Origin of the sequence: Nocardia jiangxiensis NBRC 101359, from assembly GCF_000308615.1 — a bacterium.
Classification (GTDB): domain Bacteria; phylum Actinomycetota; class Actinomycetes; order Mycobacteriales; family Mycobacteriaceae; genus Nocardia; species Nocardia jiangxiensis.
Map to the genome: position 1 here is coordinate 122,677 of NZ_BAGB01000046.1, position 22,410 is coordinate 145,086.

Consider the following 22,410-nt stretch of genomic DNA (forward strand, 5'->3'; position numbering starts at 1 on the left):
GGCCCCCTATTTCGCCGGGCCGGATTCGGCCGCGCCCGGCTGCGTTCCACCGGCGCCCTTGGACACGAGCAGATCGCGCGCACCCGAGGAATTGCGCACCGCCAGCACCCGCTGGAACACCGTGACCACGCTCAGCACCGCCAGGATGTACATCGCGACATACACCGCGTAGACCAGCCAGCCGATGCCGAAATACTGCCCGATTCCGGTGAATCCGGCGCCGACCAGCACGATTACCAGTCGGTCCGGCCGCTCGATGAGGCCGCCGTCGGCGGTCAGGCCGCTGGCCTCCGCACGCGCCTTCACATACGAGATCACCTGCGAGGTCACCAGCACCACGAGCGTCGCTGCGAACAGATGCTTGCTGTGCTGGTTGTACACCGACCACCAGGCAAGCGCGCCGAAGATCGCCCCGTCGGCCACCCGGTCGCAGGAGGCGTCCAGCACCGCGCCGTATTTCGTGCCGCCGCCGCGGGCGCGGGCCATCGCCCCGTCGAGCATGTCGAACATGACGAACAGCCAGATCACCATCGTGCCCCAGAACAGGTGATCCAGCGGAAAGAGCGTCACCGCGGCGATGATCGACGCCGCGGTGCCGATCAACGTCATGGCATCGGGCGTGAGCCCGGTACTCACCAGCGCTTTGCCCAGCGGCGCAGTCGCTTTGGCGAATGTCTCACGACCGAAGAAGCTCAGCACGCTACGAGTCTTCCTTCCATGCGCCCGCCAGCAGGGCCCGGGTCTCCCGCAACAGCTGCGGCATCACCTTCACCCCGCCGACAACGGTGATGAAATTGGCGTCCCCACCCCAGCGGGGCACGATGTGCTGATGCAGGTGGTCCGCGAGCGACCCGCCCGCGACACCACCCAGATTCAGCCCGACGTTGAAACCCTCGGGCCGGGACACCTTCTTCATCACCCGGATCGCCTGCTGTGTGAAGGCCATCAGCTCGGTGCTCTCCTCGAGGGTGAGCGCCTCGAGATCGGCCACCCGCCGATACGGCACGACCATCATGTGCCCGGGATTGTAGGGATACAGGTTCAACACCGCGTAAACCCATTCCCCACGGGCGATGACCAGACCGTCCTCATCGGACATCTTGGGGATCTCGATGAACGGATGTCCGGGCGCGGACCGCTCGCCCGGTTCCGTCGTCTCACGCTCGCGCGCCTCGCGATCCCCGACCGCACCGGTGATGTAGGACATCCGGTAGGGAGTCCACAGCCGTTGCAGCCGGTCCGGGTCGCCCGCGCCGGTATCCACGATCTGTTCCGAATCCATGGCGGGTCCGATCACACCCCACCGGTCCGGATCTCGAATCCGTCCGCGGTGGGTGAGGGGTTCTCGCGACGTTCGATCCAGTCCGCGACCGTGGCCACGGCGTCGGCGACCGGGACGCCGTTGACCTGGGTTCCGTCGCGGAACCGGAAGCTCACCGCGTCGGCGGCGACGTCCCGTTCCCCGGCCAGCAGCATGAACGGCACCTTCTGCGCGGTGTTGTTGAAGATCTTCTTCTGCATGCGGTCGTCACTGCGGTCGACCTGGGCGCGCACACCCTGGTCGTGCAGCTGTTCGATCACCCGATCCAGGTGCGGCGCAAAGGCTTCCGCCACCGGAATGCCGACCACCTGCACCGGCGCCAGCCACGCCGGGAACGCGCCCGCGTAGTGCTCGGTCAGCACACCGAAGAAGCGCTCGATGGAACCGAACAGGGCGCGGTGGATCATCACCGGCCGCTGCTTGGTGCCGTCGGAGGCGGTGTACTCCAGGTTGAACCGCTCGGGCAGATTGAAATCGAGCTGGATGGTCGACATCTGCCAGGTGCGCCCCAGCGCGTCCTTGGCCTGCACCGAGATCTTCGGGCCGTAGAACGCCGCGCCGCCCGGATCGGGCACCAACTCCAGGCCCGAGGCTCCGGCGACCTTCTCGAGAGTTTCGGTGGCCTCTTCCCAGATCTCATCCGAGCCGACGAACTTCTGCGGGTCCTTGGTGGACAACTCCAGGTAGAAGTCGTCCAGGCCGTAGTCCTTCAGCAGGGAGAGCACGAAGTTCAGCGTGTTGGTCAGCTCCGCGTGCATCTGCTCCTTGGTGCAGTAGATGTGCGCGTCGTCCTGGGTCATCCCGCGAACCCGGGTCAGGCCGTGGACCACACCGGACTTCTCGTACCGGTACACCGAGCCGAATTCGAACAGCCGCAGCGGCAGCTCACGGTAGGACCTGCCGCGCGCCCGGAAGATCAGGTTGTGCATCGGGCAGTTCATCGGCTTGACGTAGTAGTCCTGGCCGGGTTTGCGGACGCTGCCGTCCTCGTTGTACTCCGCGTCCAGGTGCATGGCCGGGAACATGCCGTCCCGATACCAGTCCAGGTGGCCGGAGACCTCGAACAGATGCCCCTTGGTGATGTGCGGGGTGTTCACGAACTCGTAGCCCGCGTCGATGTGCCGCTGGCGCGAGTACTCCTCGAGCTCCTTGCGGATGATGCCGCCCTTGGGGTGGAACACCGGCAGGCCCGAGCCGAGCTCGTCCGGGAACGAGAACAGGTCCAGTTCCAGGCCGAGTTTGCGGTGATCACGCTTCTCCGCCTCGGCGAGCAGGGCGAGGTGGGCATCCAGGGCCTCCTGCGATTCCCATGCGGTGCCGTAGACGCGCTGCAGATCCTCGCGGGACTGATCACCCCGCCAGTAGGCAGCGGAGGATCGGGTCAGCTTGAACGCGGGAATGAACTTGGTGGTCGGAATGTGCGGTCCCCGGCACAGGTCCCCCCATACCCGCTCCCCGCTTCGCGGATCCAGGTTGTCGTAGATGGTCAGCTCCTTGCCGCCGACCTCCATGACCTCCGGATCGTCGATTCCGGACTTGTCGCTGATCAGTTCCAGCTTGAACGGCTCGCCGGCGAGTTCGACGCGCGCGTCCTCGACCTCCACCACACGCCGCGAAAACCGCTGCGCGCCTTTGACGATCTTCTTCATCCGGGATTCCAGCTTGGCCAGATCCTCGGGGGTGAAGGGACGATCGACCTGGAAGTCGTAGTAGAAGCCGTCCTTGATCGGCGGGCCGATGCCGAGCTTGGCCTCCGGGAATTCCTGCTGCACGGCCTGGGCCAGCACGTGTGCGGCCGAGTGCCGGATGACGCTGCGGCCGTCCTCGGTGTCGGCGGCGACGGGCACGACCTCGACGTCCTCGTCGGGGGTCCAGGACAGATCCTTGAGGTTGCCCTCCGGGTCGCGCACGACCACGACGGTGTCGGGGCCCTTCGTCGGCAGACCCGCCTCACGCACCGCGGCGCCCGCCGTCGTCCCGGCCGGCACCCGAACGAGGGCGGCTGGGGTTATGCGGGCTGAGATGGTCACGGCTGCGCTCTCCTTGGCGTCGTCTTCGCGGGCGGTTGCCCGCACAATGTCGGTTGCGGGGAATTCCCGCGAGTGGACCTGGGTCCAGCCGGTACGCGGATGCGGCCCGGCGCGACCATGCTATCGGGAGCCCGCCGTGCTCGCGCCGATGGACCGGCCTGCGGGCCCGGATCGCAGGCGGGCCCGGCCTCAGCCGCGTGCGGCCAGTGCGCTGAGTAGTTCCTGTCGTTCGGCGGCTGGGCGCTTCGGGCAGCTGGTGCACATCTGGCAGTTGGGTACCTCGAACACCAGGCAGCAGGAGATTCGCCGGACGAACGTGCGCTCGCCGATATCGATGAATCGCGGCACCGGCAGCCGCCCCGCGACCTGTGCTGCCAGCCGCGCCCCGGCCTCGGCATCGCCCGCGTCGATCGCCCGATTACCGATGGCGTCGGCGACGATCGCCCACAGCGCGGCCACTCCCGCCCCGGAGACTTCGGCGACTGCGGGGATGATCCGCGCCAACGTCTCCCGGAGGTTCCGCGCGACACTCTCGGCACCAACGGGATCGATTTCAGCGCAACAACTTCCACGGTCTTCCCGGGAATGATCAGCGACCGAGCCCGACCCCGCCGCCGAATCCCCCGACGTCGCAGCCGGGAACACCCGCTCGATTCCGCCGTCCGGCCGGACTTCGCACAGCAGATGCTCCAGAATCATGTCCGGCGCGGTCAGCCCGGATGCGTAAGCGGCCACGACCGGATCGATCAGCGAGGATGCGGCCATACACCACCACAACGTGCCGGAGACCCGCGTATCGCCGGTACCCCACGAGATCCCCATATCGGAGATTCGCTCCGCCAGCCATTCCGGGCGCGTCAGCACGACACCGGGCACCACCGTCCCCGCCGAAACCGCAACCATGTCCGTTCGACTCCGATCCACCGAATTTGTCATCTACCAGCCTGGCACGCCCGAGAGCCGAGGTCGATGAGGAATTCGCCCGGCCCGGACCGATGGTCCGGGTGCGCGCCGCAGACCACTGCGCCGCAGGACCTCATCAAGCCTAGGCCCCGCGACACGCGCTCTCCCGCAGGCACGCTCGACGCGCGCGCCGCCGGACCGGCGCCGGAGCAGATCCGCTCCGACCGAGCCCCACATGCTCGGCGCTTCCCGGCCTGCCGCGCGCGCCGAGTCGTGACGACGGCCCCGCGCTCGCGAGATATTCCGCGAGCGCGGGGCCGTCGCCGCACATCAGGCATCGGGCGCGCGAGCCACGGCTCTTCGAATCCCCCTGTGGCACAACCTCACCCGATGGGCCGCAGGTCGGTCCTATCCGGCGACACCGGCGCGATCGAGATCGGCGATCTCCGCGATTCCGGTCGTCGTGACCGACAGGACGCGGGCGGTGGCGATGTCGAAGTACAGGCCCGACACCACCAGGCCGCGCTCGCGCACGGCCCGCCGCACCAGCGGATGGTCGGCGAGGGTTTCCAACTGCACCGCGACGTTCACCATGCTCAGCTGGGCCACCTCGTCGTAGCCGGCGGCCGCCGCGGCGGCGGCGACCGGATGTCCGGCACGGTAGCGGTCCAGACTCGGGTGAGCGTGCGCGAGCCAGTTGCTCAGGCCGCTGGCGGGCGTCGTGACCGCGTCGTCACGCAGCAGGGCCTGCATCGCACCGCAGCCGGAATGCCCGCAGACCACCACGGTCCGCACGCCGAGCTTGTCCACCGCGAACTCGAGCGCGGCCTCGGTGGACACGTCCGCACCGCGCGCGGGGACCAGGTTTCCGACATTGCGGACGGTGAACAGGTCACCCGGCCCGCTGTGCGTGATCACGTTCGGCACGATTCGCGAATCGGCGCAGGTCAGGAACAGCGAGTCGGGATCCTGCCCGTCGCGCAGTTCGTCCAGATGCGGGCGCACCACATGGGCGTGCGCGCGGTGATAGGCCGCCACACCCGCGGTGATCGCGTGCGCGCCACGGTCGCGCCAGGGCGCGAGCACCTCCTCCAGCGGTCCGCGGGCCTTGCCCCGGCGCGGCGGGCCGTCCAGCACGCCGGCCATCCGTGCGGTGCCGATCTCCGCGAATTCGACGGTGCCGCCGTTGCTTTCGTGCTGGCGAGCCCACTCCTGCAGGGCCTCGCAGGCGGCGTGGTCCAGGAAGTCCACACTCAGCTCGACGACGACGTCCGCACCCGCGGGGACCTTCGCCAGCATCGAGGACAGCTTCGGTAAGGCCAGGAATGTGCAGGTGCCGTCGATGCCGACCAGCCACCGGCCGGATTCGCCGAGCGGCGCGGCGTGCACACTCACCCGCACCACGCGCCACAGCAGCAGCGCGAAGGCCAGCACGAGCCCGATCAGCACACCCTCGAGCAGGTTCGCGAACACCACTCCCAGAATCGTGACCGCGTAGACGGCCAGGTCACCGGTGCGCCGGGCGAGCCGGATGTGGCCGATCTTGACCAGCTGGACACCCACCACGACCAGGAGTCCGGCCAGCACCGACTTCGGAATCTGCTCGACCACGCCGACCAGTACCACCGCGAACAGCAGCACCCAGAACCCGTGCATGATCGTCGAGGCGCGGCTGCGCGCTCCCGCCTGCACGTTGGTCGCGCTGCGCACGATCACACCGGTGACCGGCAGACCGCCCAGCAGACCCGAGACCAGGTTCGCACTGCCCTGGCCGACCAGCTCGCGATCGAAATCGGTGCGCGGGCCGGTGTGCATCTTGTCCACGGCCACCGCCGAGAGCAGGCTCTCGACGCTGGCGATCAGTGCGAACGTCAGCACCGTCATCGCCACCGCGCCCCAGTTGCCGTTCGGCATCTGCGGCAGCCCGATCGCGTCGAACACCGAACCGTCGATGGCCAATCGCGCGGGATTGCCCGGAAGCACCAGGGACAGCACGGTTCCCACGGCGACGGCGACCAGCGGCCCCGGAATGACCCGGACACGTTGCGGCACCCAGCGCCAGGCCACCATGATCGCGATCACGACCGCACCGACGATGAAATCGTCGCCGCTCAGATGTAATAACTGACCGGGCAGTTCGCGCAGATTCTCCGCCGCCGTGCTGTGCGAGGCGCCGCCGAGCAGCACGTGCACCTGCTGCAGTGCGATGGTGACGCCGATGCCGGCCAGCATCGCGTGCACCACGACGGGCGCGATGGCCAGCGCCGCGCGCGCAATCCTGCTGAGGCCGAAGACGATCTGCAGCAGACCGGCCGCCACCGTGATGAAACAGGTGGTCTTCCAGCCGAATTCGCTGATACTTCCGGCCACGACCACGGTCAGCCCCGCGGCCGGACCGCTGACCTGCAGCCGGGCCCCGCCGAGGGCGCCGACGACCAGCCCGCCGACCACGGCGGCGATCAGTCCGGCGGCGATGGGCGCGCCCGAGGCCACCGCTATACCGAGCGAAAGAGGAAGGGCGACAAGGAATACCACGATCGAGGCAGGCAGATCGTAGCGGATCAGAGAGGCGCGGCGCTCGGCTCGCGAGGGACCGGGCGGAGCGGTAGATCGTGGGGACGTGTCGACGGTGGTGGACATCATTCTCCTTCACCAGGCATGTACTCCAGGCATCCCAACGCACGCTGCGGACACCGTTGTCGACAGATCGCCGGAAGCTCGGCCAGACTATTGGTAAAGTCTTAGTAAAGCCTGAGAAAAAGAATTCCAGTGGGTTAACACTGCACCAGAACCGGTGAGCACGCCCCGGATTCCCCGGACCGCCGCCGGATCTACTGCGCTACAACCGGTTCTCGCCTATCCACCTCGAATCCACCTGCGGCGTCGGTGAATTCGGCGATACCCTCGGCAGTGATCTCCAATACCCGGGCAGTGGGGATGTCGAAGAACAGTCCGGACAGCACCAGACCGCGTTCGGCGACCGCACGGGCGATCCGCTCATGGCGCGCAAGGGTTTCCAGCTGCACCGCGACGTTCACCATGCCCAGTCGATCGACCTCCCCGAATCCCGCCGCCGCGGCCGCCGCCGCGACCGGGTGCCCGAGCCGGAACTGCTCCAGGGTGCCGCGCCCGTGCGCCAGCCAGTCGTCCAACCCGGATCCGGTGACCCGCTCGTGGTACAGCGCATCCATTGCGCCACAACCCGAATGCCCGCACACGACCACCGACCGGACCTCGAGTTTGTCCAGCGCGTAGACGATCGCGGCCTCGACCGAGCTGTCCTGCCCGCCCTGCGGAATCAGGTTGCCGATGTTGCGCACGGTGAACAGATCACCGGGCCCGCTGCTGGTGAACACGTTCGGGACCAGCCGGGAGTCCGAGCACGTCACGAACAGCGAATCCGGGTTCTGCACATCGTGCAGCGCGCCCAGGTGCGGCCGCATCACATGCGCGTGGCCGCGGTGGTAGGCGGTGATGCCGGCGGCGATCGGATCGACCAGCGGGGTACGCCGCCACGGGCCCAGCGTCTCGGTCAGCAGCCGCCGGGCATGTCCGCGCGCGGGCGGACCGGAGGCCAGATCGGCGATGCGGGCCGCCCCCATCTCCACGAATTCCACTGTTCCACCGGTCTTTTCGTGGTCGTTCGCCCATTCGTGCAGGGAGTCGGAGGCGGCGTGGTCGAGGAAGTCGACGGTCAGCTCCACGGTGACCGGCACGCCCGCCGGCACCCGTGCGAGCTCACCGGTCAAGCGCGGCACCGCCAGGAAGGTGCAGGTGCCGTCGATGGTGACCAGCCAGCGATCGGCTCCGCCGACCGGCTCGGCCGCGACGACCACCCGCACCACCCGCCACAGCAGCAGCGCGAAGGCCAGCACCAGCCCGGTCAGCATGCCCAGCAACAGATTCCAGAACACCACGACCAACACGGTCACCGCGTAGACGATCAGATCGCCGCTGCGCCGGGCCAGCCGGATGTGCGCCAGTTTCACCAGACCCATGCCGATGACGATCAACAGCCCGGCCAGCGCGGCCTTCGGAATCTGTTGCACCACATCGACGAACGCCACCGCGAAGATCAACACCCACACGCCGCTGAGCATCGTCGAGACGCGGGTCCGCGCGCCCGCGTTGACGTTGGTGATGCTGCGTACGATCACCGCCGCGACGGGCAGTCCGCCCAGCAGACCCGAGGTCATATTGGCCACGCCCTGGCCGAGCAGTTCCCGATCCAGATCGCAGCGCGTACCCGGCCGCAGCCTGGTCACCGCGACCGCCGACAGCAGTGTTTCGACACTCGCGATCAGCGCGATGGTGATCATCGTCAGCGCCACCGCACCCCAGCCGCCGGACGGCAGCGCGGGCAGGGAGATGTCCTGGAACAGCGGGCCGCGCAACGAGATTCGCGCGATGCTGGTCGGCACCACCTGCGCCACGGCGGTCGCGGCGACCACCGCCACCAGGGGTGCGGGCACTCGCCGGATCGCGTTCGGTAGATACCGCCAGCCCAGCAGGATGGCGATCACCAGCACGCCGACCAGCGCATCACCGGGGTGCACCGAGACCAGCTGATGCGGCAGCTGCACGATGCTGTCCCACGACGAACTCAGCGACTGTCCGCCGAGCAGCACGTGGACCTGTTGCAACGTGATGACGATGCCGATTCCGGCGAGCATGGCGTGCACCACGACCGGCGCGATCGCCAGGGCGCCACGCCCGATCCTGCTGAGCCCGAACAGGATCTGCAGCACTCCCGCACCGGCGGTGATGAAACATGTTACCGCCCAGCCGAATTGGTGAATGCTCTCGGCGACAACCACGGTGAGACTGGCCGTCGGGCCGCTGACCTGCAACGTCGATCCGCCACATAATCCGGCGACCAGGCCGCCGATCACGGCCGCGATCAGCCCGGCGGCCACGGGCGCCCCCGTGGCCACGGCGACGCCGATCGATAGTGGTAGAGCGACGAGGAACACCACGATCGAGGCAGGTAGGTCGTGGCGGAACACTTCCGACAGGCCGGGGAACGGTATCCGTCGGGCCGGATCGGTGTCGTTGGACATATGTCTCCTTCGCCGAACCGGGGCAACCGGATCGGTTCATCGGCCGAACATGTACTGGCATCGAGAGCAGGGCGGAACTGATGCGGCCCGGACACCGTCGTGTCGCGTAGCGGCCGCTGGAAGACCCCGCAGAAGCGGGTCGCGACAATCGTAAAGAATCAGCAAAGGATATGAAAAGTCATATTCCCCTGACTGGGTATCCGCTACCGAATCGTGATCTTGTTCAACGGGTGGGCGGCCGCCCGAGCCGCGGCCATCACACACGGCCAGGATGGCTGTGCCGCAACATCTTCGGCGCGTCACTCGGCGAACGCAGTCCCCACACACGGTCGGCAGGCGTTGCGTACCCCGCCCCTGCGCTCACTCCGATGTCACTCGGCCACGTGCACCGGCACGTCATCGGCCCACGGCTGCCGAGTGACCATATCGGCGACCCGGACGTATCCGCGCTCGAATTCACCTGTGGCGGCATCGACGAGGCGGTACTGCTGGGTCTGGTGATGGATGGGCTGGCCGTCGAGCAGTACGACGCGCACCTCGCCGGGTTCGAATCCGCAGCGTTCCTGCAACGCCGCGATGAGTTGTTCGTTGTGCATGTGACCGTCACCGAAATTCCAGCCGATCGCGGTACTGCAGATGCGCTCGCCGTCGGTGATCGTGTAGTCGTCCTCGTTGCCGTCGGCCATCGCCCGGTGCGCGAGGGTGAACAACGCCCGGCCGTGAGTGTTCATGGCGCGGAAGGCATAGCCGAGATACAGCGGGATCTGCGCGCGGTCCTTGCCGTAGAACTTCTCCAGCTGCGCCTGGGGCATGCTGGCGATCGCGACGATGTTCGCCCCGATCTTGGCCGAGGCCGAGGGCTGCACACACCACAGGGTGGTGTCCCAGTTGCCCGCGTAGTACCGCATGCCGGGCAGGAAGGAGATGTAGCGCGGGAACAGATTCCCCGCGACGACGATGCCCGCGATCACGAGGAAGAACAGCGCCACCGGCACGGGGTGGTGCAGACCGGCGAGCCCGCGATCGGCGTGCGCCACGAAGAGTGAGAACACCCCGAAGATCATGAAGACGTTCCACTCCAGCGGCACGCCCATCGGAATCGCGGTCAGGATTCCGAGGTGGAAACACACCATGACGGTGGCCGCGATCGCGGTCGGCACGCCGCCGTGGGTGAAGAACAGCACCACCGGCACGCACAGCTCGACCACGGTGGCACTGTGCGCCACGATCCGCGAGGCGCGTCCCGGCCGCAGGTCGTCCGGGAACTTCTCGAAGAACATCCGCTTGAGCGACCGGTGCCGGATCAGCGGATTGTTGGACATCATCGTCGAGATGACGAACGGGAAGTGCCGGTTCAGTTTCGAGACCGCCGCACCCATCCAGATCACCATGAACACCAGCTTCGCCGCGACGAACGAGTCGGCGCCGAACAGGAAGGCCAGGGTCAGCGAGCCGTAGACCTCGCCGCGCGCGGCCAGGAAGATCGCCTTGTCGCGCAGGCCGAGCACCGCCAGCAGCACCAGGATCAGCACGATCTGCCAGATCGGCAGCAGCCCGACCGTGGTGTGCAGTGCGGGCATCGGACCGGTGCCGTCGGACAGCAGCGCGATCACCGTGACCACCAGCAGCGCCGCGTACAGCGCGATATCCACCGGCGTGCGGGCCGTTCCGGCGGTCAGCGGGACCCGACGCGGCCACGGGGGCAGCCGGATCGTGCGGGGCCGCAACCAGTACAGGATCGATCCCATCGGCGGGAAGTAGCGGTTGTTCAGCGGCCCGAATCCGCAGCCGAGACCGATCACCTCGAACAGCAGCGTGTAGAGCACGACCTTCTGGAACACGATCGGCTCCGACCACCACCGGCCGACGTCGAGGAATCCGTCGATTCCCTTGGTGGACAGCACGATCAGCCAGCCGAACAGGATGTACAGCAGGATCTTGCCGACGTAGGCCAGATGCAGGACGACCGGCGTCCCGAAGCCCACCTCCGCCCAGTGCCGCGCCATCGGCCGGATCCGCTCGCCGCGCGTGCCCTTGCTCCACTCCGCCACATCGATCACCGGCAGATCCGGTTCCAGGAACCCCATCACACACTCCCGTCCGCTTTTCACCCGGATCGTCGTCGAACCCCGACCCGGGCCCAGCCACGGTGGCATGCCCGCCGTGTGCTGTCAATCATGTCCGGACATGTGTCCTGATAAGTGTGCGTCAGCCCGCCCTGTGCGCCGTCGACGCCGGAACGGGCGGCGCGGGCAGAAAGAGCGGCCGGTCCGATTCGGGAATCCAGCAGTCCGCACCGATATCGCCGTTGTAGTTCTCCCGGACGTGCGCGATCAGCGGCGGCAGCCCCGGATGCGCACCGGCGCTGGCCCACAGCAGCGCGTGCGGATAAGCGGGAGTGGGATCGAAGATCGGCAGGCGGCGGATGTGCGGATGCCACGGGAAGCGGTAACCATCACCGGCGAAGCACGCCAGCGTGTCCGAGGCCGCGAGACGTTCCAGAACGGCCTCGAGCCCGAACGGGCCGCGTCCCTTCTCGCGATCGTCCTCGCGTTCGGGCGAACCGCCCGGCACCCGGCCGGTGACGATCTCGACGCCGCTGAATTCGCTCCACTCCCGGTAGTAATCGGCCCATTCGGATGGCACCGAGGCGCCGGGCACCCAGACCGGATACGCCGCGATCTGCGCCGGCGTGACCGCCGATTGCGCGGCCAGCGGATGATCGCGGCCGACCAGTAGGTGCAGCGGTTCCAGATGAGCCGGGACGGCTCCGATTCCCGGCGGCAATGCGCGCGGTCCCCCGTGCTGCCGCGCGAACGCCGCGTCGACGCGGCCGTTCAACAGCGCGTCCCGACCGGATCGGAACGCGGTGGACATCACGATCTCGACGTCCGCCTCCGGATTGCGGTCCAGGTAGTACCGCATCGACACCGAGGCGACGTGCCGTTCCCCCTGGACCGCGACCCGCAGCGGTCGCACCTGCGCCCGCGCCGCGACCACGGTGTCCTGCGCGACCGCGAGCAACGCGCGGGCGTGCGGCAGCACCTTCGCCCCCGCGGCCGTCACCGCGCTGCCCGAGCCGAGCCGATCGAACAGGCTCACCCCGAGCTGACTCTCCAGTTTCGCGACCCGCTTGGACACGCCCTGCTGCGTGATACCCAGTACCCGCGCCGCATGACCGAACTGTCCCTCGTCCACCACGGTCACGAACGCCCGCACCGCCGCCAGATCGAGATCCGTCACCACACCTCCCGTTACTCCGGCCGGTTGTGCATCCTAGCGAGTGCGTCGGAGGCTCCGCACCCATGGGAACAACCGGTGGTTGTCGGATGCGCAACGCCCGCACGCCCTCTCGCGCACCGCGTCACGAGGTACCGACCGCCCGGATCACCGTACCCGCGACCTCCGTCCGGTCAGTGAAACTGACTGCCCGGCAAGGCAGTTGGCGGTGTTATAACCGAGGTCATGCGGATCGGCCCGAATCTGAGGGCCGTACCAGCCCACTTCCGCACGCACGCACTCCAGGAGGTTGCCATGACAACCGTGCACGACGAGGTTCGCCAGATCCAGGCCGAGGCGGCGCCGGCCAGATTCGCCCGCGGCTGGCACTGTCTGGGCCTGGTCCGGGACTTCTCCGACGGCGAACCGCACTCCATCCAGGCATTCGGCACCCGGCTCGTGGTGTTCCGCGGCGCGGACGGCACGATCAACGTCCTCGACGCCTACTGCCGGCACATGGGCGGGGATCTGTCCGACGGTGAGATCAAGGGCAACGAGATCGCCTGCCCGTTCCACGACTGGCGCTGGGGCGGCGACGGCCGCTGCAAGCAGATCCCCTACGCCCGGCGGGTGCCGCCGCTGGCTCGCACCCGCGCCTGGACCACACTCGAACAGGACGGCCTGCTGTTCGTCTGGAACGATCCGGAGGGCAAGAAGCCGCCCGCCGAGATCACCATTCCGCGCATCGATGGCGCGGGCAGCGACGAATGGACCGACTGGCACTGGTACACCACGGTGGTCAACACCAATTGCCGCGAGATCATCGACAACATCGTGGATATGGCGCACTTCTTCTACATCCACGGTTCGTTGCCGACCTACTTCCGGAACGTCTTCGAAGGACACGTCGCCACCCAGTACTTCAACGGCGGGGCACGCGACGATCTGCCCTCCCCCGAGGGCAAACCCAAACCGTTGGGCACTACCTCGGTCGCCGCGTACTACGGGCCCTCGTTCATGATCGACGATCTGGTGTACCACTTCGAGGACGGCGACTATCAGACCGTTCTGCTCAACTGCCACTATCCGATCGACGCGAATTCCTTCGTGCTGCAGTACGGCATCATCGTGAAGAAGTCCGAGACGCTGCCCGCCGACGAGGCGATGGCCACCGCGATCGCGCTGGGCAATTCGGTGAAGGCCGGGTTCGAACAGGATGTGGCGATCTGGAAACGCAAGGCGCGCATCGACAATCCGCTGCTGTGCGAGGAGGACGGCCCGGTCTATCAACTGCGCCGCTGGTATCAGCAGTTCTATGTGGACGTGGCCGAGGTGACCCCGGAGATGGTGGACCGCTTCGAATTCGAACTCGACACCACCCGCCCGGTCGAGGCGTGGCAGCAGCAGGTCCGGGAGAACCTCGCGCGACAGGCCGAGGCGGCTTCGTGACCGGACCCGCGGACGAGCGGCTGCGCACCGCGCCGATGTCACCGGTGCGGTGTGAGCAGTGCGGTGCGGGGGTGCTGGCGCGCAAGAGTACATGGGCGCAGACCAGCGTCCAGTGGAACGCCGCCGCGACCGCCGCGTGCGTGGAGCGGCATGCCGCGGCGGAGTTGTCCCGAGCGCCGCTGCCGTACTGCACCGCGATGCGTGAATCCATCCGGGCCGCAGCGCAATCCGGGGATCTGCCGGTGCTCGATCCGGCGGCGGGCCAACCCGATGAGCGGTCCTGAGCGGCATGTCCGGCCGCGACGCCGGACACGCCCCGCGCTCACGAACGTCGCCGCCGCCACCGGCTCCAGCGCCGCTCATCGGCGCGCCCGCGGCGCGCGGGCGCCAGCGCCGGCTGCTCGCGGTGCCAGGTCCGCAGGCGTTCCAGGGCTGTGGCCAGGGTGCCGTCCTCGAGCAGGTGCGCGATGGTGCCGGTGACGAAACGCTCCGAATTCATCATCATGCTCAGTACCCGAACCGATTCCGCGACCGGCGCGTCGGCCAGGCCCTGCCCGGTCTCGTACCGGCTCAGACCGTCCCACTGCCGCCAGGGGAATTCGACGACCAACCCGGCGCTATCCAGCGCGGCCAATAAGACGTTCACCTCGTCGCTGTAGCGGATGTACGGCTGCTGCCCGGAATTGAAGATCCACTCCGACTGCGGGCCTTCGGAGGCCAGCACCTTGTCCGCCGCCGACCACAGGGTGCCCCAGCAGTCGGAAGACGCCGCACGCAGCCGAGATTCGATCGCCGCGTCATCGAGAACATCCACCACGCCACCGTACCGCGCACCCGCACAGGCGATTCCCGGCCGCGGTGAGCACTCCGGCGGCTAATTCGGATATCGCGTGGCCCGCCGGGCCGAGGAACGGAGGCCGCCGCTCGCCAGCAACACATAGCTCCCTCGAACCGGTTGCGGCGGGCCGGAATTCGGCGTCCCGCCGGACGAACCGTCCGGTCTCGGTTCCGGCGTTCAGTTCTCGCGGTTGGGAGCAGTGGTCAGCATCCAGTGGCTGAACGCCGCGTATCGTTGCGCGAACTCGCCCGCGTCGGCGGCGAATTCGACTTCGGCCGAGAAGGCGCGAACCCGATCGAACCGTTCCCGGCGACGATGCTCGTACTCGCTCAGGACGCTCGCGAGATCCCCGTCGGCGGCCGAGCAGGCGCACAGCACGCCGACGTCCTCGACGCCGAGCGTGCCCCCGGCGGAGATGTGTGGTGAAAGTCCGTGCGCCGCATCGCCGATCAGCACCACGTGCGCACCGGTCCAGTGCGACAGCTCCGGGACGAGCAGGATCGGATTCTCCAGGATCGCCTCATCGGGCGTGGCCTCGATCATCCGCAGCAGATCATCGTGCCAGCCGCTCTCCGCGAGGTTGTGCGCCCGAGCCAGGGCGCGCTCGCGCGGCGTGCCGCGCAACTCCCCGACCTCGAACTGATTCACCATCCACATGGTTCGATCGCCCGACAGGCGCGAATATCCGCCGCGCGTACGGTCGCGACCGACCGTCAGCACGGTTCCCTCGGGATGTTCCGCACCCGCGGGAACCACTGCGCGCCAGGCGTAATGCCCCGGATGGCGCCGCGCTGCGCTGTCGGGTACGAGCGCGGCCCGAACCTTGGAGTGCACACCGTCCGCGCCGACGAGCAGATCCGCCTCGAGACCGCGCCCGGATTCGAGCAGCACGCGCACCTCGTCACCGGTCTCGGTGAATCCGGTGACCCGATCGCCGAGCAGGATCCGTTGCCGGCCGGTCGCATCGGCCAGCAGAACGTTCAGTTCCGGCCGCGGCACCAGCAGGAACCGGTGCTCGTAGTCGCCGTATCCCGCGGCGCGCACGGGACGACCGGACTGATCGAAGAACCACGCGTCGATCTCGTGCCCCACCGCCCGCACGGCCGCACCGATGCCGATGCGATCGAATTCGCGAAGTGCGTTCTCCCACAGCCCGATTCCCGCACCCGCGGCGCGAATCTCCGACGCCTGCTCGACGACGGTCACCTCGTGCCCCAGCCGCCCGAGCGCGGCCGCCGCCGTCAACCCGACCAGTCCGCCGCCCGCGACGACTACTCGCATGATCTTCTCCCCTTGCCGAAATCCGCTGGTGTCGAGATCAATTCAACGATCGGGAAGATATGATTGCAAATGCATCCTTTTTATCTTTACCATGCGTCACATGCATGTGGATCTGAATCTGCTCACCGCCCTGGACGTCCTGCTCGCGGAGCGCAGCGTCGGCGCGGCGGCGGATCGCATGCATCTGTCCCAACCGGCGATGAGCCGCACGCTCGCCCGGCTGCGCCGGGTGACCGGCGATCCGATCCTGGTCCGCTCGGGCCGGTCCATGCTCCCGACGCCGTACGCCGAGCAGATCCGCGACGAGTTGCACACCCTGGTCGAGCAGGCGCACTCGATCCTCACCCCGCCAACGGATTTCGATGCCGCGACCATGCAGCGCACCTTCACCGTCCAGTGCAACGACGCGCTGGCCAACGCGATGGCCGCGGATCTGCTCACCCGCCTGCGCCGGGACGCACCCGGGGTCCGGCTGCGGATCCTCGGCGAATCCGGCACGACATCGGACGAATTGCGCCAGGGGCGAATCGATGTGCGCCTGAGCGCCGACGAACCCGACGAGCCGGATCTGCGCGCCGGCGTCGTGGCCACCGACCAGCTCGCCCTGGTCCGCACCGGCTCCGACGGACCCGGCACCCTCGAGGAATTCGCGGCGATCGATCAGGTCGTGGTATCTCGGCGCGGACGCCTGCGCGACCCGATCGACGACATCCTCGAGACGCACCAATTGTCCAGGCGCGTAGTACTTTCGGTCCCGACGATCGATATCGCGCTACGCGCGGTCGCCGCGGGCGACCTCGCCACGGTCGCCCCGGCCTCGTTCGCCCGCCGCGCCGCACACCCCGGCCTGACCGTCCACCCACTCCCCTTCGCGCTGCCGCCGATCCGCGCCGTGATGTCCTGGCACGCACGCGTCGACATCGACCCGGCGCACACCTGGCTGCGCGACCTGATCGCCGCTTCTGCCGCAGCCTCGATCGGCGAAACTGCGTCGGCCCCTGGGTGATGCGCCGCTGCACAGCGTCCGGCCCCGGCAGGCGGGGCCGGACGCGGATCAGTACGCCCGGCCGAAGATGACCCGTTTCCCGTATGCCGACGGCGCATCACACCGCACGCACGTCCCGGTGGCGGGTTCGCCGTCGGTCGGGATGCAGCGCGGGGTGGCGGCGGTGGCGGATTTGATCTGCTCCTCGCATTCGCGGGTGCCACAGTGCAATGCCACCGCCCAGCCGGTCGACACGGCCTCGGTGAATTCCTCCCAGGCGTCGACGGTTCGGGTGTGCTCGTCGCGGAATACGGTGGCGCGGGCCAGCAGGTAGGACTGGAATTCCTCGAGGATCGCGGGGATCTGCAGGGGCAGGGAATCCAGCGGTAGCGCCTGTTTGCCTTCTCCGCCCAGACGTTTCACCATCATCGCGGTGCCGTTCGCCAGATCGCGCGGGCCGAGTTCGAGGCGGATCGGCACACCGCGCATCTCCCACTCGTTGTACTTGAATCCCGGGGTCAGCTGCGGACGGGCGTCGACGTGCACCCGCACGCCCACCTCGCGCAAGGCACCGGCCAGTCGTTCCGCGGCCGCGCCGACCTCGGTGTCCTCGCCCCGGACGATCGGCACGATCACCACCTGATACGGCGCGAGGCGGGGCGGGAACACCAGCCCCTTGTCGTCTCCGTGGGTCATCACGATGCCGCCGACCATCCGGGTGCTCATTCCCCAGGATGTGGTGTGGCAGAACTCTTCTCGCCCCTGCTCACCGGTGTACCGGATGCCGAAGGCGGTGGCGAAGTTCGTGCCCATGTAGTGCGAGGTCCCGGCTTGCAGGGCGCGGCCGTCGCGCATCATCCCCTCGATGGTGTAGGTCGCGACCGCACCGGCGAACCGCTCGCCCGGCGTCTTCTCCCCGGGCACCACCGGCATCGCGGCCAGGTCCTGGGCGACCTCGTGATAGATGTCCAGCGCGAGCATGGTCTCGCGCAACGCGTCCGCGCGATCCAGATGCGCCGTGTGGCCCTCCTGCCACAGGAATTCGGTGGTGCGCAGGAACATTCGCGGCCGCATCTCCCACCGGACCACATTGGACCACTGGTTCAGCAGCAGCGGCAGATCCCGGTGCGAGCCGATCCACTTGGCCATCATCTCGCCGATGATGGTCTCCGAGGTCGGCCGCACCACCAGCGGCTCGTCGAGTTCCTTACCGCCCGCGTGCGTGACGATCGCCAGCTCCGGGGAGAAACCTTCGACGTGTTCGGCCTCGCGACTGAGGTAACTCTGCGGAATCAACAAGGGGAAATAGGCATTCTCGTGACCGGTGTCCTTGATCCGCCGGTCCAGTTCGCCCTGTAGCTGCTCCCACAGTCGGTAGCCATACGGTCGGATGATCATGGTGCCCTTGGCCGGGCCTCGGTCCACGAGACCTGCCTTGAAAACCACCTCGTTGTACCAGGCGGCGAAGTCCTCACTCTGCGCTGTCACACCACGTTCATCCCGTGCCATGGTCGCTCAGGCTACCGGCCACGATCTCGGTTCCCACCATCAGCATGCCCTCGGATGTGACGAGTCGGCGGCCGGAATTGCGCTGCGCCGTCTGTGCCGCGTCACCATCGCCCGCCGATCCGGTTGGTAGTCGCCGACATCCATGGTTGCAGCAATGAAACATCAAACCTATCTTTGACGCATACTCGGAGCAGGGGTCGCCGTGATCGTCTGCCCGTTCGCATCTCTTCCACCTGGAGGTCGCAGATGGACAACACCCGCCGATACGTGGTCGTCGGTGGCGGGCTGGCCGGACTGGCCGCCGCGGTATGGCTCGCCGAGGCCGGACATCGCGTGACGTTGCTCGAGCGGCGCGCCCGGCTCGGCGGACGCACTCAGGCGCTGCGCGTGCCGGAGGTCGACGATCTGCCCGACAACGGCCAGCACGTCCTGGCCACCGGATACGAGCACCTGTTCCGCTACCTGCGCAGCGTGGGCACCGACCATCTGGTGGAATTCCCGCACGGCGGCGCCCTGCGCTGGCCCGGCGGTCGTTCGGTTCTGATACACACCAAGGGAATCCGCGCACTGCCCACACTGCTGGGGGCGCATCCCGATGCGAGCCCGCTCGAACGGTTGCGCGCGTTGCGAGCCACGCTGCGACTGGGCCGCCAAGCCCTGTTCCAGCCCGCGGATCTCGCCGACATCACCACCGAGCGGTGGTTCGAGCGAGTCGGCATGCCCGCCAAAGCCCGTGAGGCACTGTGGGATTGGCTGGCGCTGGGGATCGCGGCCGAACGGGTGGATCGCGAGTCGGCGAAGGTGTTCGCCGATGTGCTGGCAACCGGTATCCGCCAAGAGATTCGGCATCGTCACGCGGTCGGCATCGGCTATCCGGTGGTCGATCTGGACACCCTCTTCATCACCGGGGCCCAGCGGGTGTTCGAGCGCTACGGGGTCGAGGTGCGGTATCGGGCGGTGGCCGACCGCGTCGTCATCGAGGACGGCAGGGCGACCGCTGTGCGGCTGGCCGACGGCACCGTGGTTCCGGCCGACGGCGTCATCGTCGCGGTGCCGAACTCCCGCATCCACGGACTGCTCGACGGGCTGCCCGAGCACGCCGAGTTGTACGCTGCGGCAGATAAATTGGGCTACACGCCGATCGTCAGCACCAATCTCTACCTGGACCGGCCGCTGGGCACCAAGGCCGCGATGGAGGCGATCATCGGCGGGACGGGCGTCATCGACGAGGTGTTCGACCGCCAGCGCATGCATCGGCGCGTCGCGCAGGGCGCGTGGCTGTACTGCCTGACCACCAGCGGGGCCTACGAGCAGATCCACAAGAGCAACGACGAGATCATCACCGAGCAGATGGAACTGCTGCGTAAACACTATCCGGCCGCCGCCGCGGCCCGCGTCGTGCACGCGCAGGTGGTCAGGATGCCCAGAGCCACCTTCTCCCAAGCCGTCGGCACCGACGGGCTGCGCCCCGACCAGCGCACCTCGGTCCCGAACCTGGTCATCGCCGGGGACTGGACCCGCACCGACTGGTCCGCCACCATGGAGAGCGCAGCTCAGAGCGCAGCGAAAGCCGTTGTCGCACTGACGAAGTAAGCATCGGCCGCTGTACCCGGGTGCCGTCAGGCGGTCGGCGTCGGAACGTTCTCGGCGACGACTGCGGTGTCATCCTGCGCTCCGGCCGCGCCGGCGATACTGACCCAGGTGTTGTTCACCGCGGCGGTACCGGAGATCGGATCGACCAGTGCGGGATCGTGCAGCAGATTCACATTCGATCCCGGCAGTGAGGCAGCCAGCCGCCAACCGACGCCGGGTTCCCGATGACCCCAACCGTGCGGAACCGCAACGGTTCCCCGGCGGATCTCATCGCTGACCTCGAGCGTCACCACGATCGAACCGGTGCGCGAGGTGACGCTCACCTGCTCGCCGTCACCGAGACCGCGCTCGGCCGCGTCCACGGGATGCATCAGCGCGGTGCAACGGTCGCGGCCCTTCACCATCGCCGGGACGTTGTGCAGCCAGGAGTTGTTGCTGCGCAGGTGACGTCGGCCGATCAGGCGCAGATCGTAACCGTCCGCCCCGGCATCGCGATCGCGTTCGAGCAGGGCGCGCGCCGCGGCCAGGAACTCCGGCGGGGCGAGGTGCACCCGCCGATCCCGTGTGGCGATGATCGATGCCAGCCGCGGACGCAGCGGCCCGAGATCCGCCCCACCGGGCATGGCGCGCAACTTGGCGATCGTCAGGCCCTTACGCCCGCGCCGCAGCACACCGTAGGGACCGGCCGCGACAGCGGCCCCGGCCAGGCGAATCGGACTGAGCCGGGCGAACATTGCGTCCACGACCGGCGCGGTGAACCGTCGCACCGGCAGCGGCAGCACCTCGGTGATCATTCGCGCCATGATCTCCCAGTCCTCCTTGCCACCGGCCGGAGGTTCGAAGACCGCGGCGTCGTACCGCAGGTTGTTGCGCACGCTGAACACCGGGAACAGCAGGTTCACATCGGCGCGCTCGAGCGGCGAGACCGGCGGCAGGATGATGTCCGCGTGCCGGGTGGTCTCGGTGACGTACATGTCCACGGCCACATAGAAATCCAGCGAATCCAGCGCCTCGCCGAGCATCCCGCGCTGCGGCGTGGACAGCACCGGATTCCCGGCGTAGGTGACCATCGCCCGGATCTTCCCCTCGCCCTCGGTGAGGATCTCCTCGGCCAGCGCCGCCACCGGCAACTCCGTTCGGAACGACTTGTACCGGCCCGAGCGGTCGGTCCACGCGCCGTGCTTCACCCGCAGATATTTCGCGTACGGTGCCGCATCGGCAGGCGGGGTCGCGAACATCTGCCCGCCGGGCCGGTCCAGATTCCCGGTGACCGCGTTGATCGTATTCACCAGCCAGTGCGTGAGTGTCCCGGTCACCTGCTGGCACACCCCGATCCGCGCGTAGATCAGCGCGGAAGGTGCAGCGGCGTGCTCGCGTGCCAGTCGGCGAATGGTGTCCGCGTCGACGCCCGCACGCGGTGCGGCAGTCTCCGGATCACATTGCGCCGCAAGGGTCCTGAGCTCGTCCCAGCCCGTGCACCGGGCGCGCGCCCCGGCGTCACAGAGATCTTCCTCGATCATGACGTGCAACATGCCCAGCAACAGGTACACGTCCCCGCCCGGAACCACCGCCACATGCTCATCGGCCAGTCGCGCGGTCTCGGTGCGCCGCGGATCGATCACCACGACCTTCCCGCCCCGCTGCCGCACATTCTTGATGCGCTGACGGGCATTGGGCATGGTGGTGACCGATCCGTTGGACACCGCGGGGTTCGCACCCAGGATCACCAGCCGGTCGGTGCGGTCGATATCGGCGACCGGCATGAGTACGTTGGAGCCGAACATCTGCCAGGCCGCGAACTCCTGCGGAAACTGATCGATCGATGACGCGGAGTAGAAGTTCCGGGTCAGCAGCGCGATCCGCAGCAGAATCCCGTACAGCCCCGAAGTGCTGTGTGCCGCAGGGTTTCCCAGATACATCCCGACCGCGCTCGCACCGTACTCGCGGCGGATCGAGCGCAGTCGCCGACCGATCTCCGCGAACGCCTCGTCCCAGCCGATCGGTTCGAATCGATCGCCGACCCGCCGCACCGGCGTGCGCAGGCGGTCCGGATCGTGATGCAGCCCGCCCATCGCCGTGGCCTTCGGGCAGATGTAGCCACGGGACAGCACGTCGTCCGGATTGCCCTCGATTCGGGCGACGCGATCGCCCTCGACGGTGACCAGGATCCCGCAGTGCGCCTCACAAAGGGTGCACTGCCGTGCGACGGTGCGAGTATCCAT

Annotated in this window: 16 protein-coding genes; 4 read left to right on the forward strand and 12 right to left on the reverse strand. The window is 68.0% G+C overall.

The annotated features are described in order from the left end of the window. Positions 1–6 precede the first annotated feature (6 nt). The 8 genes from pgsA to ON40_RS20140 all read right to left on the reverse strand — a co-directional run bounded on the left by pgsA (position 7) and on the right by ON40_RS20140 (position 12,557). Positions 7–699 (reverse strand): phosphatidylinositol phosphate synthase, encoded by a 693-nt coding sequence (gene pgsA / locus ON40_RS20105; RefSeq protein WP_040825100.1) that lies wholly within the window; start codon positions 697–699, stop codon positions 7–9. Between the two features lies 1 nt (position 700). Then, positions 701–1,282, reverse strand: coding sequence for an ATP adenylyltransferase (locus ON40_RS20110; RefSeq protein WP_040825203.1), 582 nt, complete (start codon positions 1,280–1,282; stop codon positions 701–703). Between the two features lie 11 nt (positions 1,283–1,293). Beyond that, a complete protein-coding gene (thrS, locus tag ON40_RS20115; RefSeq protein ID WP_040825204.1) occupies positions 1,294–3,351 on the reverse strand; it encodes a threonine--tRNA ligase in 2,058 nt (685 codons plus the stop codon). 189 nt (positions 3,352–3,540) lie between these two features. Next, the gene (locus ON40_RS20120; protein WP_040825205.1) at positions 3,541–4,254 is read right to left on the reverse strand and encodes a (2Fe-2S)-binding protein; all 714 of its coding nucleotides are present in this window, start codon (positions 4,252–4,254) and stop codon (positions 3,541–3,543) included. Between the two features lie 408 nt (positions 4,255–4,662). Continuing rightward, entirely contained in the window at positions 4,663–6,894 is a 2,232-nt protein-coding gene (locus ON40_RS20125; protein WP_040825206.1) for a SulP family inorganic anion transporter, read from the reverse strand. 191 nt (positions 6,895–7,085) lie between these two features. Beyond that, positions 7,086–9,314: a SulP family inorganic anion transporter gene (locus tag ON40_RS20130; protein ID WP_051193329.1), complete on the reverse strand. Its 2,229-nt coding sequence runs from the start codon at positions 9,312–9,314 to the stop codon at positions 7,086–7,088. A 371-nt stretch (positions 9,315–9,685) separates the two neighbouring features. Continuing rightward, complete coding sequence (locus ON40_RS20135; RefSeq protein WP_040825101.1) at positions 9,686–11,401, reverse strand: DUF3556 domain-containing protein; 1,716 nt, start codon at positions 11,399–11,401, stop codon at positions 9,686–9,688. A 121-nt stretch (positions 11,402–11,522) separates the two neighbouring features. Beyond that, a complete protein-coding gene (locus ON40_RS20140) occupies positions 11,523–12,557 on the reverse strand; it encodes a LysR family transcriptional regulator (protein ID WP_245567907.1) in 1,035 nt (344 codons plus the stop codon). A gap of 291 nt (positions 12,558–12,848) precedes the next feature. Between ON40_RS20140 and ON40_RS20145 the strand changes: the two genes are divergently transcribed. Then, positions 12,849–13,982: a 3-ketosteroid-9-alpha-monooxygenase, oxygenase component gene (locus ON40_RS20145; protein ID WP_040825209.1), complete on the forward strand. Its 1,134-nt coding sequence runs from the start codon at positions 12,849–12,851 to the stop codon at positions 13,980–13,982. Positions 13,983–14,017: 35 nt separating this feature from the next. Continuing rightward, entirely contained in the window at positions 14,018–14,266 is a 249-nt protein-coding gene (locus ON40_RS20150; RefSeq protein WP_051193348.1) for a hypothetical protein, read from the forward strand. Positions 14,267–14,304: 38 nt separating this feature from the next. Here the strand turns inward: ON40_RS20150 and ON40_RS20155 are convergent, their stop codons facing one another. Both ON40_RS20155 and ON40_RS20160 read right to left on the reverse strand, forming a co-directional pair. Next, positions 14,305–14,796 (reverse strand): DUF6508 domain-containing protein, encoded by a 492-nt coding sequence (locus ON40_RS20155; RefSeq protein WP_157186351.1) that lies wholly within the window; start codon positions 14,794–14,796, stop codon positions 14,305–14,307. 201 nt (positions 14,797–14,997) lie between these two features. Then, a complete protein-coding gene (locus ON40_RS20160) occupies positions 14,998–16,143 on the reverse strand; it encodes an FAD-dependent monooxygenase (protein ID WP_305082377.1) in 1,146 nt (381 codons plus the stop codon). 58 nt (positions 16,144–16,201) lie between these two features. Here ON40_RS20160 and ON40_RS20165 point away from each other — a divergent pair, with 58 nt between their 5' ends. Further along, entirely contained in the window at positions 16,202–17,107 is a 906-nt protein-coding gene (locus ON40_RS20165; protein ID WP_040825108.1) for a LysR family transcriptional regulator, read from the forward strand. 48 nt (positions 17,108–17,155) lie between these two features. Here the strand turns inward: ON40_RS20165 and proS are convergent, their stop codons facing one another. Beyond that, complete coding sequence (gene proS, locus ON40_RS20170) at positions 17,156–18,595, reverse strand: proline--tRNA ligase (RefSeq protein WP_040825110.1); 1,440 nt, start codon at positions 18,593–18,595, stop codon at positions 17,156–17,158. Positions 18,596–18,841: 246 nt separating this feature from the next. Here proS and hpnE point away from each other — a divergent pair, with 246 nt between their 5' ends. Next, entirely contained in the window at positions 18,842–20,188 is a 1,347-nt protein-coding gene (gene hpnE / locus ON40_RS20175) for a hydroxysqualene dehydroxylase HpnE (protein WP_040825112.1), read from the forward strand. A gap of 26 nt (positions 20,189–20,214) precedes the next feature. On the opposite strand, the gene ON40_RS20180 is transcribed toward hpnE, so the two are convergent. Next, positions 20,215–22,410: a molybdopterin oxidoreductase family protein gene (locus ON40_RS20180; protein WP_040825114.1), complete on the reverse strand. Its 2,196-nt coding sequence runs from the start codon at positions 22,408–22,410 to the stop codon at positions 20,215–20,217.

What these genes read in the sequence shown, in the direction of transcription:
- proS (WP_040825110.1), bottom strand. Translation starts at nt 18,595, where the DNA reads ATGGCACGGGATGAACGTGGTGTGACAGCGCAGAGTGAGGACTTCGCC.
- ON40_RS20150 (WP_051193348.1), top strand. Translation starts at nt 14,018, where the DNA reads ATGTCACCGGTGCGGTGTGAGCAGTGCGGTGCGGGGGTGCTGGCGCGC.
- ON40_RS20145 (WP_040825209.1), top strand. Translation starts at nt 12,849, where the DNA reads ATGACAACCGTGCACGACGAGGTTCGCCAGATCCAGGCCGAGGCGGCG.
- ON40_RS20130 (WP_051193329.1), bottom strand. Translation starts at nt 9,314, where the DNA reads ATGTCCAACGACACCGATCCGGCCCGACGGATACCGTTCCCCGGCCTG.
- ON40_RS20165 (WP_040825108.1), top strand. Translation starts at nt 16,202, where the DNA reads ATGCATGTGGATCTGAATCTGCTCACCGCCCTGGACGTCCTGCTCGCG.
- ON40_RS20135 (WP_040825101.1), bottom strand. Translation starts at nt 11,401, where the DNA reads ATGGGGTTCCTGGAACCGGATCTGCCGGTGATCGATGTGGCGGAGTGG.
- ON40_RS20125 (WP_040825206.1), bottom strand. Translation starts at nt 6,894, where the DNA reads ATGTCCACCACCGTCGACACGTCCCCACGATCTACCGCTCCGCCCGGT.
- hpnE (WP_040825112.1), top strand. Translation starts at nt 18,842, where the DNA reads ATGGACAACACCCGCCGATACGTGGTCGTCGGTGGCGGGCTGGCCGGA.
- ON40_RS20110 (WP_040825203.1), bottom strand. Translation starts at nt 1,282, where the DNA reads ATGGATTCGGAACAGATCGTGGATACCGGCGCGGGCGACCCGGACCGG.
- ON40_RS20180 (WP_040825114.1), bottom strand. Translation starts at nt 22,410, where the DNA reads ATGGATACTCGCACCGTCGCACGGCAGTGCACCCTTTGTGAGGCGCAC.
- ON40_RS20120 (WP_040825205.1), bottom strand. Translation starts at nt 4,254, where the DNA reads ATGGTTGCGGTTTCGGCGGGGACGGTGGTGCCCGGTGTCGTGCTGACG.